The 16,188-nt window shown below is 69.2% G+C and carries 13 protein-coding genes, 1 tRNA gene and 1 pseudogene; 14 read left to right on the top strand and 1 reads right to left on the bottom strand.

The window, feature by feature from the left end; translation table 11 throughout:
* Positions 1 to 172: 172 nt before the first annotated feature.
* The 6 genes and pseudogenes from HMPREF3121_RS01155 (at position 173) to HMPREF3121_RS01140 (ending at position 5,283) form a co-directional block, all read left to right on the top strand.
* Positions 173 to 1,333 carry a hypothetical protein gene (locus tag HMPREF3121_RS01155; protein ID WP_141742909.1) on the top strand — a complete coding sequence of 387 codons (1,161 nt, stop codon included), beginning with the start codon at positions 173 to 175 and terminating at the stop codon, positions 1,331 to 1,333.
* Positions 1,333 to 2,037, top strand: a complete 705-nt coding sequence (locus tag HMPREF3121_RS12275; protein ID WP_141742908.1) for a glycine-rich domain-containing protein — start codon at positions 1,333 to 1,335, stop codon at positions 2,035 to 2,037. The genes HMPREF3121_RS01155 and HMPREF3121_RS12275 overlap by 1 nt, the downstream gene beginning before the upstream one ends.
* Positions 2,038 to 2,146: 109 nt before the next feature.
* Positions 2,147 to 2,476, top strand: a pseudogene (locus tag HMPREF3121_RS12800) (M23 family metallopeptidase); the annotation flags it as partial.
* 141 nt (positions 2,477 to 2,617) lie between these two features.
* The gene (locus HMPREF3121_RS01150; protein WP_246816026.1) at positions 2,618 to 4,198 is read left to right on the top strand and encodes a glycoside hydrolase domain-containing protein; all 1,581 of its coding nucleotides are present in this window, start codon (positions 2,618 to 2,620) and stop codon (positions 4,196 to 4,198) included.
* Between the two features lie 119 nt (positions 4,199 to 4,317).
* A complete protein-coding gene (locus HMPREF3121_RS01145) occupies positions 4,318 to 4,692 on the top strand; it encodes a phage holin (protein ID WP_070519202.1) in 375 nt (124 codons plus the stop codon).
* The gene (locus HMPREF3121_RS01140) at positions 4,693 to 5,283 is read left to right on the top strand and encodes a hypothetical protein (RefSeq protein WP_070519201.1); all 591 of its coding nucleotides are present in this window, start codon (positions 4,693 to 4,695) and stop codon (positions 5,281 to 5,283) included.
* A gap of 257 nt (positions 5,284 to 5,540) precedes the next feature.
* Here the strand turns inward: HMPREF3121_RS01140 and HMPREF3121_RS01135 are convergent.
* Positions 5,541 to 5,614: transfer RNA gene (locus HMPREF3121_RS01135), tRNA-Gln, on the bottom strand.
* Positions 5,615 to 5,800: 186 nt separating this feature from the next.
* Here HMPREF3121_RS01135 and HMPREF3121_RS01130 point away from each other — a divergent pair.
* The 8 genes from HMPREF3121_RS01130 (at position 5,801) to HMPREF3121_RS01095 (ending at position 16,150) form a co-directional block, all read left to right on the top strand.
* Positions 5,801 to 6,532 (top strand): TetR/AcrR family transcriptional regulator, encoded by a 732-nt coding sequence (locus HMPREF3121_RS01130; protein WP_244979497.1) that lies wholly within the window; start codon positions 5,801 to 5,803, stop codon positions 6,530 to 6,532.
* 48 nt (positions 6,533 to 6,580) lie between these two features.
* Positions 6,581 to 10,222 carry a transcription-repair coupling factor gene (gene mfd / locus HMPREF3121_RS01125; protein ID WP_070519196.1) on the top strand — a complete coding sequence of 1,214 codons (3,642 nt, stop codon included), beginning with the start codon at positions 6,581 to 6,583 and terminating at the stop codon, positions 10,220 to 10,222.
* Positions 10,219 to 11,403: a MazG nucleotide pyrophosphohydrolase domain-containing protein gene (locus HMPREF3121_RS01120; RefSeq protein WP_070519194.1), complete on the top strand. Its 1,185-nt coding sequence runs from the start codon at positions 10,219 to 10,221 to the stop codon at positions 11,401 to 11,403. Before mfd ends, HMPREF3121_RS01120 begins: the two co-directional genes overlap by 4 nt.
* Before the next feature lie 224 nt (positions 11,404 to 11,627).
* Entirely contained in the window at positions 11,628 to 12,329 is a 702-nt protein-coding gene (locus HMPREF3121_RS01115) for a lytic transglycosylase domain-containing protein (protein WP_371327301.1), read from the top strand.
* 146 nt (positions 12,330 to 12,475) lie between these two features.
* Positions 12,476 to 13,756, top strand: coding sequence for a phosphopyruvate hydratase (gene eno, locus HMPREF3121_RS01110; protein ID WP_070519192.1), 1,281 nt, complete (start codon positions 12,476 to 12,478; stop codon positions 13,754 to 13,756).
* 145 nt (positions 13,757 to 13,901) lie between these two features.
* Positions 13,902 to 14,465, top strand: a complete 564-nt coding sequence (locus HMPREF3121_RS01105; RefSeq protein ID WP_070519256.1) for an FtsB family cell division protein — start codon at positions 13,902 to 13,904, stop codon at positions 14,463 to 14,465.
* 141 nt (positions 14,466 to 14,606) lie between these two features.
* Positions 14,607 to 15,137: a DUF501 domain-containing protein gene (locus HMPREF3121_RS01100; RefSeq protein ID WP_035123119.1), complete on the top strand. Its 531-nt coding sequence runs from the start codon at positions 14,607 to 14,609 to the stop codon at positions 15,135 to 15,137.
* Complete coding sequence (locus tag HMPREF3121_RS01095; RefSeq protein ID WP_070519191.1) at positions 15,134 to 16,150, top strand: Ppx/GppA phosphatase family protein; 1,017 nt, start codon at positions 15,134 to 15,136, stop codon at positions 16,148 to 16,150. The genes HMPREF3121_RS01100 and HMPREF3121_RS01095 overlap by 4 nt, the downstream gene beginning before the upstream one ends.
* Positions 16,151 to 16,188 lie beyond the last annotated feature (38 nt).

The following is a 16,188-nucleotide window of genomic DNA, read 5'->3' as shown; positions in this document are numbered from 1 at the left end:
TGCACGCCGAGCGTCACAGGGCACCGTCACGGTGTCATCGACGACGACCAGGCCGGCCCATGATGGGCCGGGGGAGATGGTGACGGAGGAGCGGCACGTGCTCAATCTTGTCGGCGGCGGGTTCACGTCTCCAGAGCTTGATCCGGGCCCGGTCCGAGTGGATCTCAACGCCATGGGTGTGCATAAGTGGTGGGAGCTGCATTTGCCGGAAACGGGCACCCACGACCTTTTTACGCTGATCGATGCTCAGGTTGAATACACGCCGGTTGTCGTTGGCCAGGCGCAGGCGGCGTCGGCGGAGGCCGCCAGGTCGGCGGCCGCGGCTGAGTCCAGTGCTTCCCGTGCGGAAGCGTCGGCGACGCATGTCGACGCGGTCGTCGCCGACGGTGCGGCGGCGGTACGCACGCAGCTGCAAACCGACATCACCGCCACCGCCGAAGCGAGGACCGCCGTCGAGGCCTCCCGCGATGAGGCAGCGGGCTCCGCGCAGACCGCGACGGAAGCGGCCGCCTCGGCGACGTCGTCTGCGGCGACGGCCGGCTCCGCCCAGTTGGCGGCGGTCTCCGCCCGCGACGAAGCGAAAGCCGCGGCGGCGTCGGCGACATCGGTGAGCAATTCCCTGAGCGAAGGGGGCGATCTGAAGGCGTACCTTGACGGTGTCGCCTCTGATGCGGGTGCAGATGCTGCCCGCGCCGCGACCTCTGAGGCGACCGCGGCTGACGCCGCGTCTCGCGCGGAGACCGCCGCGTCGACGGCCCAGTCGGCCCAGTCCCGGGTGCAGGCCGTTGTCGATAACGGTGCGGCCACGGTCCGCGCTGCCGTCGCCGGCGACGCCGACCGTGCCGAAACGGCACGCGATGCCGCAGAAGCTTCGGCCGCCGACGCGGCCCAGTCGGCATCGACTGCGACAACGGCGGCGGGAGAGGCAAGCGCTGCTTCGCAGGCAGCGACCGAAGCCGTCGGGTCCATCGCAGCGCACGCGGATGGTGCGGCGGAGGCGGCATCGCGTGCGGCGGCTTCGGAGTCGGTGGCCTCGGAGTCGGCGACGTCCGCGTCTGAGTCCGCGAGGGCGGCGTCGACGACGGCGGCGGCTGCCGCACAAATCGCGGCGTCGGAGAAGATTGCGGAGCTCGTCGGCTCGGCCCCGTCGAATCTGGACACCATCCACGAGTTGGCTGCGGCGATGCAGACCAAGGGGGAGGCGATCGCGGCGATCCAAACTGCCCTCGCAAACCGCGTCGTCGGCGACTACACCGTCGTGGTCCAGTCGACCCCGCCGGAGGGCGGAACAACGCCTTCCAACCAGATCACGTTTGTGGTGGGGGCGGACTGATGTCGATTTACGTGGGTGATCGCGAAGTCCGTCAGATCACGTTTCCCGACGGGACGCGGATGGGCCGAGTCCTGGGTGTCTACGTCGGTGCAGAACGCATTTTCCCACCGGAGGGCCGCACCGAGGAGTACCTGTTCACCGTCGGTGCGACAGGAGGCACCGCCAGCGGTAATCAGGTTCGGTTCACCCCGCGGGTTCCGTGGTGGGCTGTCGCGGTCGACGTGATCGCCATCGGTGGTGGCGGCGGCGGGCACGGCGGTGACGGCCGCTTCAACCGCGACGGCCAAGGAGGCCGCGCCGCTACCTGGCAAACGGGAACCATCGCTCTGACGAAGTCCGAGGGGGACTTCCTCAACTCCTTCCAGGTCAGGGTCGGGAAGGGAGGCGCCGGGGGATCTGCCGGCAACGCAGGGAACCCCGGTGCTGAGTCGAAGGTTTCTTACGGGTTCGACTTGGGGCCGTCCGTCTCCTCGCAAGGTGGACTCGGTGGCAGCTCCTACGGTGACGCCACGGGACAGGCCGCCGGAGACGTCAGCCGATTCGGGATGGAGTTTCCCGGTGGTGCTGGCGGTGGGCGCAGGCAGGCCGGTTGGTCACCAGGTGGCGGTGGCGGCGGTGGGCGCGGTGGCACCTTCGGTGGGGCCACCGCAGGCGCAGCCGGTGGTGCGGGCTCCGTCTGGATCAGATTCCGCAGCAGCGCTTAGCCACACACGGGAAGCACTCCCCGCACGAACCCCGTACCTAACCGCACGAACCCCGCACCATCCGGTGCGGGGTTTCCACATAGGAAGGACCCCCGTGGTCACCCACCCGATGAAACCAGGCACCTACACCGTGTCATCCGGCTACGGCCCACGGTGGGGCACTCACCACAACGGCATCGACTTCGCCGCCCCGATAGGAACCCCCATCTACGCGCCCGCCGATGGAATCGTCATCCAAGGCCGCGACCGCGCGCAAGGCACCGTCTCCGGGTTCGGATCGTGGATTTGGATTGACTCTCAACAGTCCGCCGGCCTGGACTTCATTTTCGGCCACGTCCACCACCCCGGCATCCTCGTCAAACGCGGCGACCAAGTAAAAGCAGGCCAGCAAATCGGAGTCGTCGGCAATGAAGGCCAGTCCACCGGCCCGCACCTGCATTTCGAGGTGTGGGGGCCTCCCGGCCGGTCCGGGGGGCGTCACGAAGACCCGGCGAAGTGGCTTTTCGCCGCCCACCCACCACCCCCAGCCCAGCACCGTCTGGTGCGGGGCTTTCGCATGCAACCCGAAAGGAGGGCACGAGTGACCAGTACCGTGCTCGATTTCTCCGCCGGGATCATCCCGGCCAAAGCGGTCCGCGACGCCGGCCACGTTGGCGCTGTGCGATACATCAGCCCGCCGCGCGAGCCGTGGATGCGCGGCAAGCCCGCCACCGCCGATGAGGTCGCCGACTACAAGGCCAATGCGCTCGACACCGCTTTCGTGTGGCAGTACGGCGGGGCCGACAACCCCGACGCCATGCGCGGCGCACGCGGCGGCGAGCTCGACGCCAAGGCCGCCGATGAACAGCTGAAGCGGATCAAGCGCACCGGGTACCCGGTGTTCTTCGCCGTCGACTTCGACATCACCCTCGACCAGTGGAACAACGTCGCCGTCGAGTATTTCCGCGCCGCCTGCAAGGTGTTGGGCCGGGAACGCGTCGGCATCTACGGGCATAGTCGCGTGTGCGACTGGGCCCGCGAGGACGGGGTCATCGGCTCCGCCGGCGACGGCAAGTACCTCATGTGGCAGACGTCCTCGTGGGCGCAGCCCCGGGGGCATGTCCACCCGCTCGCGGTGTTGTACCAGCACACCCACAATGTTCCCGGGCCCGCTGGGATGCAGGTCGACGTCAACGACATCCTGCATGTCTATTGGGGCCAGCACCCGCCGCGCCCCGACCAGACCCAGGACCAGACGGTCACCGACCCCGCGCCGACGGCGCCGTCGCTGCCGACCGGTCCTGCGCCGAAGCCCACCGAGCAGTTCAAGTGCGACCGCGACCTGCTGACCTGGAGGGACAACGGCATTGCCCGCCGCTCCCGTCGCGCGATCTGCATCCACACCGACGAGTCCGCCTACAACTACGCCACCGGCCAGCTCCGGCCGACGGCGTGGACGGCCGATCAGCTCGCGGAGTACAACCGCCGCCGCGATATCTCCGGCGGCTCGTACCACCTCGGCGTCGACCGTGCGGGGCGCACCGTCCGGCAGAACGACGACGTCTACGGCACATGGTCGGTGGGCAGCTTGGGCAACGACGAGATGTTCCACGTCTGCTGCACCGGCACCGCCTACCAGACCCGAGACCAATGGATGTCGCTCGGCAAGGCACAGCTCGCCAAGCTTGCCGACGTCCTCGCGCACTACTGCCGCTTCCACGACATCCCCGCCGTGCGCATCGCCCCGGCCGACCTCCGCGCGGGACGCAAGGGAATCCTCGGGCATTGGGACTGCTCGAAGTTCTACGGCGGCTCGGATCACTGGGATCCGGGCGGCTACGACGGCACCACCGGCGTGCCCCGCACGGCGGGCGGCTTCCCCTGGGACTACGTCCTCGACCTGGTGCGCAAGCAGCTCGAAGCCCCCGCACCGACCCCGGCGTTGCCGCATGCGCCGACCACCGACAAGAAGGAGACCCCCGTGCCCCACACCCCGCCGCCCGCCGACGTCCTCGCTCTCGACCAGCTCGCCGGGCCCCGCGACAAGGACGGCCAGCAGCTTTTCAAGGGCTGGCCGCAGCTCGGTGACCGCACCGTGGTCGACGCGCTCGCCGCGATTGGCGAGGCGCTGGAGGTGCCGGGAATGCGCGCGCCGCGCCCCACCGCCGGCGACCCGAAGTAGCGCGCTCACTGCCTGCTCAGTGCCCCTCACTCTAGGGAGTGACGGCACTGACGGTCTGCACTGACAACCAACGGCCACCCACCCTGGGTGGTCATTTTTCATGCCACAAGGAGGCACACATGCTCGATTTCATCCGTTCCGTTGTCCCCGCCGGCGCCCGCGCCGCCTGGTACGCCACCGCCGGCGCCGTCGTCACGGCCTTGGTGGCGTGGGGCATCCTCGACGACACCGCCACCCCGGCCGTCGTCGGCGTGGCCACCGCCGCCATCACCTTGCTGTTCGCCATCGTCCACTCGGATTCGCCCGTGCGGCAGGCCGGCTACGGCCTCGCGGCCGCAGTCGGTGTTCTCGGCGTGTACCTCGGCTGGGGAACTGAAGCGCAGATCGACTCGCTGCTTGCGGTCATCGCCCCGGCCCTGGGTCTGGGTACTGCTGCGGCGACGACCACCATCGGCGATGCGTCCTACGTGGGTGAGCACCGCCTGGAGAACTAAATGCCCGGCGTCGAGCTGTGGTTCGGGCCGGGCGGCATCGCCGCCGGCGTTGGCGGCGTCGTCCTCGCCGCCGCGGCATGGGTGCGCGCCTGGCGGGAATCCCGCAACGCCGACGAAAAGTTGAAACTCCAGCGGGTGGCCGACGAGGAGAAGCTTGAGCTCGAGCGAGAGAAGATCCGCCTCGAAGAGCGAAACGCCGACCTTGCCGGGCTCCAGACGCTGACCACCGAACTGCGAACGGACCTCTCCCGGATTCGTGACGACCTGACCGAGACCCGCAAGGACCTCGACGAGGAGCGCCGCAAGGGCGATGAAACCCGCCGCGACCTGGATGCCGAGCGCCGGCGCACCGACGAGGCGACGGAGAAGATCGACCGGCAGGGAAAAGAGCTGGCGCGGTTGGCTGATGAGCGGGCCGAGGCGTGGAAACTCGTCCGACGCCTTGCCAGTCATATCCGCGCTCGCGAGGAGTGGACGATCCTGCACCTTCAGCCGCGGCCACCGTCGCTGGAGTTGATCCCGGACGACGTCGTCCACATTGTGTTCCCGGACGGTGGCCCGTACCCGCGCGAGCCTCCGGACACGTCGTGACGCACGGTCACCGCACTGATACGGCCCCGGCCGCCGCCCCTTTGACGGGCAGCGGTCGGGGCCGTTTTCGCATTTGAGCGGCGCGTTCATCACCGCGGGGGAGCGGTGGGCAGCCGCGATTCCGTGGCTCATTTTTGGCTCACTTTTGGCTCACAAAGACGCAGAAACAGGCGTAAAGAGGCGTAAAGATACCCCCGCCCGAAAAACCGAAAACCCCCGCTGGCCTGCATTGAAGCAGGTCAGCGGGGGTGGTCGCCTGGCTCCCCCGCCAGGACTCGAACCTGAAATGCCTGAACCAAAATCAGGAGTGTTGCCATTACACCACGGGGGACCGGTGCTGCCCGGGGGCGATCGGGTGGACCAGGCGGACGATGTCGGTGATCTCCATCGTCGGCTGCTCGCGATCGTCGCGTGCGTGCACCGCGCATCAGACTAGCAACTTCCGATGCGGTATCCCGCAATCGAGGTGCCGGACCGTGGTCGGGCGGTCCGCCGCGGCTTCGATAGGCTCTGGGGCATGGGAAATCCGGGAAACGACGTTCGCAGGCGCATGAGCGGGCCGGAACGTCGCAGGCAGCTTCTCGATGTCGGCCGCGGGGCGTTCGCCGAGCGTGGCCTCGATGGCACGTCGATGGAGGAGATCGCTTCCCGGGCGGGGGTGTCGAAGCCGGTGGTGTACGAGCATTTCGGCACGAAGGACGGCCTGTACCGCGAGGTGGTGGCCGAGGAGATGGAGCGTCTGGAGCGCGTCATCGCCGAGTCGATTTCGAAGGGCCGGTCGCGTGCCCGCATCGAGCGGGCGGTGGTCGGCTTGCTCGAGTACGTGGAGGAGCACACGGACGGGTTCACCATTCTCGCCCGTGATCCCGCGTCGACGTCGGGCTTGGCGACGTTGCTGGGCAACGCCACCGGCCGGGTGTCCCATATTTTGGGCGCCGCGTTCGCCCGTGCGGGGCTTGACGAGTCCCATGCCGTGTTGTATTCGCAGGCGCTGGTGGGCATGGTGTCGCAGACGGCGCAGTGGTGGCTGGACGAGCGCACGGGGTCGCGGGAGGGCCCGGCGATGGACCGGGAGACGGTGGCGGCGCACATCGTGAACCTGTGCTGGAACGGGCTGGCCGGCATGGAGTCTCACCCGGTGTTGCGCGGCGACGTCGAGGGCCCCGCCGCCGAAGAGGGCGCGGTGCTCGGGGCGGGCGCCGAGGCCGATCCCGCCGACCGGGTCCGCCGTCTCAACGACCGTGGCTGACGGCTGCACCCGACCCGCCGCCCACCCGACCCACGCACGAAAAAGCAGATGATCGCGAGGACCGTGAACAACACCAAAAACGCCAAGGCCGTGCCGATGGTCGCCCCGTTGTCGGGGCTGGCCCAGGTGGTGGCGGGTGAACCGCAGCTGCGCGGCGTCGTCAAGCATCTCGGCGACCCGGAGCTGCACCTGACCGGCAACGACCGCGTCCGCCCGTACCTCATCGCGGCGCTGGCGGCGAAAACCCCCGTGCTGGCGGTGACCGCCACGGGCCGGGAGGCGGAGGATCTGACCGCGGAGTTGCGTGCGATGGTCGGCGAGGGCGCGGCGATGTTCCCGTCGTGGGAGACGCTGCCGCACGAGCGGCTGTCGCCGGCGGTGGACACGGTGGCCACGCGCCGGGCGGTGCTGGCCGGGATGAAGTCGGGGAAGGTCCGCGTCGTCGTCGCGGCGGTGCGGTCCCTGGTGCAGCCGGTGCTCGACGATGGAGCCGAACCGATCCGCCTCGCCGTCGACGCGGAAGTGCCGGACCTGCCGGAAAAGCTCGAAAGCCACGGCTACTCACGGGTGGACATGGTCGGCCGCCGCGGCCAGTTCGCGGTGCGCGGCGGCATCGTCGACGTGTTCCCCGCCACGGCCGACAACCCGGTTCGCGTGGAGTTGTGGGGCGACGAGATCACGGAACTGCGCCTGTTCTCCGTCGGCGACCAGCGCACCATCTCCGAGGAGGAGGGCGCCGCACCGTTGGGCGCCGTCGACGTCCACGCCTGCCGGGCCCTGCTTCTCGACGACGACGTCCGGGCGCGCGCCGGGGAACTCGCCAACGAGCGTTCCGGTGACGTGCAGGAGATGCTCGTGCGCATCTCGGAAGGACAATGGGTCGACGGGATGGAGGCCCTCATCCCGTTGCTCACCGACCGGCCGCTGGTACCGCTGACGGAACTGCTTCCCGACGGCGCCCACACGCTGCTGTGCGGGCCCGAACGCATCCGCTCGCGTGCCGCGGACCTCATCACCACCGGCGAAGAGTTCATGGCCGCCGCATGGGAAACCGCGGCGATGGGCGGCGGCGCGCCGATCCCGTCCGACGGACTGGAGGCCAGCGCCTACCGACACATCGACGACGTCCGCCGCGCCCCCTGGTGGACGATGTCCCCGCCGGGCATGCTCGACGGCGGCGTCACCGAAGACGACGTCCTGCCCCTGACCTACGAGCCGGGCCCCGAACCGCGCGGCGACCTCAAGGCCATCGGCGCCATGATGGCCCAACTGCGTCAAGCCACGGTCGACGGCCAACGAGTCGCCTATGTGGCGGGCACGCCGGCCGGCGTTCGTCGTCAAGCAGAAAAGTTCCGGGAGGCCGGCATCGCCTGCCGCATCGCCACCGGCCCCGAACAGCCCGAACCCGGCCGGATCACCGTCTACCAGGGCGTCAGCCACGGCGGCCTGGTGTTCCCGCGCACCGACGGCGGCGCACTGACCGTCATCGCCGAAGCTGACGTCACCGGCAACCGGGTCACCGACATCGGCGGCGGACGCCGTAAACCCGCCAAACGCCGCAACCGCGTCGACCCGCTGGCCCTCACCGCCGGCGACTACGTCGTGCACGACACCCACGGCATCGGGCGATTCGTCAAACTCACCGAACGCACCATCGGCACCGGCGATGACATGGCGCGGCGCGAATACGTCGTGCTGGAATACGCCTCCGGCAAGCGCGGCGGGCCGCCCGACCAGCTCTACGTGCCCATGGAAAGCCTCGACCAGCTCACCCGCTACGTCGGCGGCGAAAAACCCACCCTGTCGAAGATGGGCGGCTCCGACTGGAAGAGCACCAAACGCAAGGCCCGCGGCGCGGTCCGCGAAATCGCCGAGGAACTGGTCAAGCTCTACGCCGAGCGGCAGGCCGCGCCGGGCCACGCCTTCGCCCCCGACTCGCCGTGGCAGGCGGAGATGGAGGACAACTTCCCCTTCGCCGAAACCGAGGACCAGCTCACCGCCATCGCAGAGATCAAGGCCGACATGGAGAAGCCCGCGCCGATGGACCGCGTGCTCATCGGCGACGTCGGCTACGGCAAAACCGAAGTGGCCCTGCGCGCCGCGTTCAAGGCGGTGCAGGACGGCAAGCAGGTGGCGGTGCTCGTGCCCACGACGCTGCTTGCCCAGCAGCACTTGGCGACGTTCTCCGAGCGCATGGAGGGCTTCCCCGTGACCATCCGCGGCCTGAGCCGCTTCACGTCGACGCGCGAGGCGAAGGAGATCATCACGGGGCTGGCCGAGGGCACCGTCGACATCGTCATCGGAACCCACCGCCTGCTGCAGACCGGCGTGACGTGGAAGGAGCTGGGCCTGGTCATCGTCGACGAGGAGCAGCGCTTCGGCGTCGAGCACAAGGAGCACATCAAGGCGCTGCGCAACCACGTCGACGTGCTGACGATGTCGGCGACGCCGATCCCGCGCACCCTGGAAATGTCGATGGCCGGCATCCGCGAGATGAGCCAGATCCTCACCCCGCCGGAGGACCGCCATCCCGTGTTGACGTACGTCGGCGCGCAGTCGGACAAGCAGATCGCCGCGGCCATTCGCCGCGAGCTGCTGCGCGACGGCCAGGTGTTCTACCTGCACAACAAGGTCAGCACCATCGACAAGGCCGCGCAGAAGGTCCGCGACCTGGTGCCGGAGGCCCGCGTCGTCGTCGCCCACGGCCAGATGGGCGAGGACATGCTCGAACGCACCGTCCAGGGGTTCTGGGACCGCGAGTTCGACGTGCTGGTGTGCACGACGATCGTGGAAACCGGCCTGGACATCGCCAACGCCAACACGCTGATCGTGGAAAACGCCCACCACATGGGCCTGTCGCAGCTGCACCAGCTGCGCGGCCGGGTGGGCCGTTCCCGCGAACGCGCCTACGCCTATTTCCTGTATCCGGCGGACCAGACTTTGACGGAAACGTCCTACGATCGGCTGTCCACCATCGCGCAGAACAATGATCTCGGCGCGGGAATGGCCGTGGCGATGAAGGACCTGGAAATGCGCGGCGCGGGAAACGTGCTCGGCGCGGAACAGTCCGGCCACATTTCCGGCGTCGGTTTCGACATGTACGTCAGATTGGTCGGCGAGGCGGTCGCCGCGTTGAAGGCGGTCGCCGACGGCGAAACGCCCGACGCGTCGGTGCAGGAACCGAAGGAGATCCGCATCGATTTGCCCGTCGACGCGAATATCCCGGCGTCCTACGTCGATTCGGAGCGGCTGCGCCTGGAGGCGTACAGGAAGTTCGCGTCGGCGCAGGCCCTGGAGGACGTCGACGTCGTCCTGGACGAGTTGTCGGACCGGTACGGGGAACCTCCGGTGGAGGTGCAGCGGCTCGCGGCGATTTCCCGATTGCGCATCATTTGCCGCGAATTCGGCGTGCATGAAGTTCAGGCGACGGGTTCGCACATTAAGATCGGGCCCATGGAGCTCGCCGATTCGAAGCAGGTGCGTTTGAAGCGCCTGCATCCGCAATCGACGTATCGGGCCGCATCGCGGACCGTTTCCGTGGCCGTTCCGAAGGAAGGGAAGGGCCTGCGAGCCAAGCCGGTGCGTGATGTCGCGCTCGTTCAGTGGGTCGCGGATTTCCTGACCGGCATGGCGGGAATTCCCGTCATGGACATCGTCGGCGGCGCTCACGGCGGAAAGGATCGGAAATGACCATCATCGTGTTGGACCCGCGGTTTCCCACCGCAATTCCCCTGGAGGCGGCGAATCTGCTGACGGGGGAGGTGGCCTACACCGAAGAGGTGTCGATCCGCATCCGGTGGGCGATCGCCGACGCCGGCGGGCGTTCCGTCTCGGAGGCGGAGGTGCTGGTGACCACTGACGTCGACAACGACGAGGTGGTTGATCGCATCGCCGCGGGGGAGAAGGTGTACGGCGTCGGTCTCGACGAGGCCCCGTCGCCCGCCGCCGTCGCCGCCCCGGCACCGTCGTCGACGCCGGCTGCGTCCGAGGGCACGGAGGCTGCGACGGTTGCAGCGGATGCAGAGAACGCCGAAGGGTCCGAGGACGCGAAGTCTGCCGGGGCCGCATCGGAGGGTTCCCCGCAGGGCTCCTCGCAGGCGTCCGCCTCGACGCTTGACGACGACCCGTCGTCCGGCACCGCTGCCTTCGGGGCCGGAGACGCCGAGCGTTTCCCGCGGATGGCCGAGGCCATCGACGTGATGGCCGCCGCCCGCCGTACGGGGGAGTGGGAGGTCGGCCAGACCCACGCGAGCCTGCTGCCGTACCTGATCGAGGAGGCGTTCGAGTTCATCGACGCCGTCAACGAGGGCGGCGACATCCGCGGCGAGCTGTCGGATCTGCTGCTGCAGGTGCTGTTCCAGGCGGAGGTGGCCGACGACTTCGACATCGAAGACGTCGCCGGGGCGTTCGTGGACAAGATGCGTTCGCGCAAGCCGTACCTTTTCGACGGTTCGCGCGACATCGGCGAGGGCGCGGAGCTGATGCCGGTGGAGGAGCAGGAGGCCGCGTGGGCCGCCGGTCGCGGAGGCCCGCGGTCGCAGCCCGCCGAGTACCTGCCGGCGCTGTCGCTGGCGGAGGAGGCCATCCGCCGCGCCCGGCAGCTCGGCCTGTCGGATTCGGACATCCCCGTCGAGCTGATGTGCCCGACCCCGGGCCTGGAGTTGGAGTCGGGCTGCGAGGCCCGCACCCGTTTCGTCGCGCGCGAGTTCCTGGCCCACCTCGATTCGCTGGGTCAGCCGGAGCCGACCGCCGACGCGGAGGCCACGGCCGACCATGCCGAGCCCGTCGCCGGGGACGAGTACCCGGAGGACTACCCGGACGGTCCGGACTCGACCGGCGATTGGTCGGTGCCCGTCGACACGATGCGGTGACGGCCTTTCCCCGTCGGGCCGCCTGATCCGTAGGATGGGCACCCGTGTCCGACTTCGCTGATTCCCGTGGCGGCGGCCGACGTGGCAAGCGCCGCGACGTGCCGTCGTGGTCCGGTGACGCCCGGGGCAGGTCCGGGAAGAAGGGGCGGCGCCGCAATTCGGGGTGCGGTTGCCTTGGCTTTACGACGGTCGCCGTGTTGGCGATCATCGCGATGGTCGGGGCGATGACGATGTTCGTCGGGCCGGTGGAGGCGCCGTTTTCCAAACAGCCGATCCCGGACAACGTCCCGCCGGCGGCGGCGGAGCCCGCACCGCGCATCGACGTCCACGCCCCCGGCCGCAGCTCCGATCATTTGACCCAGTGGGCGCAGCCCATCGCCGAGGCCACCCGCATTCCCGCAGCCGCCGTGCGCGCCTACGGCAACGCCGAAGTCATCGCCGCCGAGTCCTGGCCGGAATGCCACCTGACGTGGAACACCCTGGCCGGTCTGGGACAGGTGGAGACCCGCCACGGCACCTACACCGGCAACTGGATGAAGCCGGCGGCGATCGAAGACGACGGCGTCGTGCGCCCGCCGATCATCGGAGTGCCCCTGGACGGGTCCCCCGGGTTCGCCGAAATCCAGGACACCGACGGCGGCGCCCTCGACGGTGATCCGGAGTTCGACCGGGCCGTGGGACCGATGCAGTTCATCCCCGAGACGTGGCACCGCTACGGCGTCGACGCCAGCGGCGACGGGGTCGCCGACCCCCACCACATCGACGACGCGGCGGCATCCGCGGCGCGTTTGCTGTGCTCCGGCGGACGCGACCTGGCCACCGCCGAAGGATGGACGTCGGCGATCCGGTCGTACAACCAGTCCGACGAATACGTCCGAGACGTCCGCGACGCCGCGGCGAACTACGCCCTGAACCAACCCGCCTGACGGCCGTTCGGGCCGCCCGGCGGGCGTCGTCGTCAAGCCGCCCCCCATCGGGGTTCGAAACCGGGGTTCCCGTAGCGGCGCGATCCGCGCAAACGTGCCACAATCGGAAGCATGTGGCCGGAAGGGTTCCGGCGGAAAGGTGACATATGGCTGCCCCCATCATCGGACTGAACGCGCTCGAAATCCTGGACTCCCGCGGAAACCCGACCGTCGAGGTCGAGGTCGCACTGGAAGACGGCTCGATCGGCCGCGCCATGGTGCCCTCCGGCGCCTCCACCGGCGAGCACGAGGCCTACGAGCTGCGCGATGGCGGCGACCGTTACCTCGGCAAGGGCTGCCAGAAGGCCGTCGAAAACGTCCTCGAGGCCATCCAGGACGAGCTGCTCGGCGAGTTCGCCGACGACCAGCGCAAGATCGACAAGCTGATGATCGACCTGGACGGCACCCCCAACAAGAAGAAGCTCGGCGCCAACGCCATCCTCGGCGTGTCCATGGCCGTCGCCGACGCCGCCGCCCAGTCCGCCGGCCTGGAGCTGTACCAGTACGTGGGCGGCCCCAACGGCCACGTCCTGCCCGTTCCGATGATGAACATCCTCAACGGCGGCGCCCACGCCGACTCCGGCGTCGACGTCCAGGAGTTCATGATCGCCCCGATCGGCGCCGAGACCTTCTCCGAGGCCCTGCGCGTCGGCGCCGAGGTCTACCACTCGCTGAAGAAGGTCATCAAGGACAAGGGCCTGTCCACCGGCCTGGGCGACGAAGGCGGCTTCGCCCCCTCCGTCGACTCCACCCGCGCCGCCCTGGACCTGATCAACGAGGCCATCGAGGCCGCCGGCTACAAGCTGGGCGAGGACGTCGCCCTGGCGCTCGACGTGGCGTCGTCGGAGTTCTACGAGGACGGCGTCTACAACTTCGAGGGCGGCAAGCACACCGCCGAGGAGATGGCCAAGGTCTACGGCGAGCTCGTCGAGGAGTACGCCATCGTCTCCATCGAGGACCCGCTGGACGAGAACGACTGGGACGGCTGGGTCGAGCTGACCAAGCAGATCGGCGACAAGGTCCAGCTGGTCGGCGACGACTTCTTCGTCACCAACCCGGCCCGCCTGGCCGAGGGCATCGAGAAGAACGCCGCCAACGCCCTGCTGGTCAAGGTCAACCAGATCGGCACCCTGTCGGAGACCTTCGAGGCCGTCGCCGTCGCGCACAACAACGGCTACAAGTCGATGATGTCGCACCGCTCCGGCGAGACCGAGGACACCACCATCGCCGACCTGGCCGTCGCCCTGAACTGCGGCCAGATCAAGACCGGTGCCCCGGCCCGCTCCGAGCGCGTGGCCAAGTACAACCGCCTGCTGCGCATCGAGCAGCAGCTCGGCGACGCCGCGGTCTACGCCGGCCGCTCCGCGTTCCCGCGCTTCAAGAAGTAGGCGACGATAAGTAGGCGACTGCGGCGCCCCGCCCCGGCCCGATGACGGGCGGGCGGGGTGAGCCGGAGGTCGGCCGAGAAAAAGGGGCCGGGTCGTTCATCGACCCGGCCCCTTTCGGCATGGCCCGGCGGGTATGATTCCGGGCATGGGTACAACAGCGCGAGGCCGCCGAGGGCGGGGGACGACCGCCGCGCCCGCGTCGAATCGGCGGGCGGGCGGCGGCCTGGGGTCGCTGACGACCGGCCAGACGCTGACGATGGCCGCGCTGCTGGTGTTCCTGGTGCTCACGCTGGCCATGCCGCTGCGGACGTTCGCCGAACAACGCGCCGAACTGGCGGAGACCCGGGAGAACATCGCCCGGATGGAGGAGCGTACCCGCGAGCTGCAGGCGGAGAAGGAGCGTTTCTCCGACCCCGCCTACATCAAGGAGCAGGCCCGCATTCGGCTCGGCCTGGTGGAGGAGGGGGAGACCCCGTTCCGCATCATCGACCCCGCCCTCGGCGCGGTTTCGGGGGAGGACCCGGTCGGCGAGGAAGCCGCGCCGGCGAAGCCCTGGTACGAGCAGCTGTGGGATTCGGTGTCGCTGCCGCCGGAGGAGGAGAAGCCCGCCAACCCGGCCCGCGACGAGGCGACCCGCCCGGATCGGTTGCCGACCGTCCCCGAACCGGAGCCGGAACCCGGGCCGGAGGCGGAGCCCCACGTCGAATAATGGGTCCCGATGCCGGTAAGGTTGCCACCCGGCCGGTGCCTTTTTTCGGGGCGTGGCCGCCGCCGTCGTCGTACGGCAAGAGTTTTATGACAAGCCCGTGAATCACCCCGGCCGCCCGCCGGCGGGGACAGGAGGATCGCCGTGACCGTAGACCCCGCAGACCTGGAGGCCGTGGCCGTTCAGCTCGGCCGCGCCCCGCGAGGCGTTCTGGAGATCTCCTACCGCTGCCCGGACGGCGCGCCCGGCGTCGTCAAGACGGCCCCGCGCCTGGACGACGGCACCCCGTTTCCGACGCTGCACTACCTGACGGATCCGAGGCTGACGGCCGAGGCGTCGCGCCTCGAGGTCGCCGGCGTCATGCGGGACATGTCGGCGCGTTTGCTGGAGGACGAGGAGCTGGCCGCGGATTACCGCGCCGCCCACGAGCACTACCTGCGCGAGCGCAACGCCATCGAGGATTTGGGCACCGATTTTTCGGGCGGCGGCATGCCGGATCGGGTGAAGTGCCTGCACGTGCTCATCGCCTATGCGCTGGCCGAGGGGCCGGACCATTTCCGCTTGGGCACTGAGGCGGTGGCGTTGGCCGCCGAGGGCACGGGCCTGCGCGGCACGGCGATTCCGGCGGACTGGCCGACGTGCGCCGACCTCGGCATCGAGAGGAGCGACGGATGACCCGCTTCGGGGCCGTGGATTGCGGCACGAATTCGATTCGCCTGCTCATCACCGACGTCCGCCGCGGCGACGATGGCGTGCTGGAGCTCACCGAGCTGCATCGCGTGATGGAGATCGTGCGTTTGGGCGAGGGCGTTGACGCGACGGGTCGTCTGGCCGACGCCGCCTTGCAGCGCGTTCGCGAGGCGCTGACCGGTTTCGCGGAGCTCATGCGCGTCGAGCGCGTGGAGGCGGTGCGGATGGTGGCGACGTCGGCGTCGCGCGATGCGTCGAACCGCGACGATTTTTTCTCCATGACCCGCGAGATCCTCGCCGATTGGGGCGTGGAGGCGCAGGTCATTTCCGGTGACGAGGAAGCTGCGCTGTCGTTTCGCGGTGCGGTCGACGATTTCCACCCGGAGGAGGGGCCGTTTTGCGTCATCGATGTCGGCGGCGGTTCGACGGAGGTCGTCGTCGGCGATTACGACGGCACGGTGCATGCCGCGGTGTCGGTGCCGATGGGCAGCGTGCGCCTGACGGAACGTTTCCTCGTCGATTCCCCGCCGACGCCGGAGCAGGTGCAGCGGGCGCATGATTACGTCGCCAGCCAAGTTGAGCGGGTGCTGGCGGAGGTGCCGGTGGCGGGGGCGCGCACGATCGTGGGCTGTGCGGGCACGTACACGACGTTGTCGGCGTTGGCGCAGGGCCTGGAGACATACGATCCGTCGGCGATTCACTTGTCGACGTTGCGTTTCAATGCGCTGCGGTCGCTGAATCAGTCGGTGTTGGCCACCGATCGTCGGACGTTGGCGGAAAATCCGGTCATGCATCCGGGCCGCGCCGATGTTTTCGCCGGCGGGGTCATGGTCATCGACGGTTTGATGGACATGTTCGAGGCGGTCAACGCCGCGGCGAAGGAGAAGGGGGCCCGCGGGGATGCGGTGCCCCTGGAGTTCCACGTCAGCGAGAAGGATATCCTCGACGGCATCGTCGCCGGCTTGGTCGACGAGAAGCTGGCCCGCGCGCAGGAGTGATCGCGGGCGGGGGCCCGCCGACGTGGCGGTCGGCGGGC

Source organism: Corynebacterium sp. HMSC11E11 (genome assembly GCF_001807025.1).
Lineage (GTDB): Bacteria > Actinomycetota > Actinomycetes > Mycobacteriales > Mycobacteriaceae > Corynebacterium > Corynebacterium freneyi.
The sequence above is the reverse complement of the archived record's forward strand: the minus strand, read 5'-3'. Positions and strand labels throughout refer to the sequence as shown.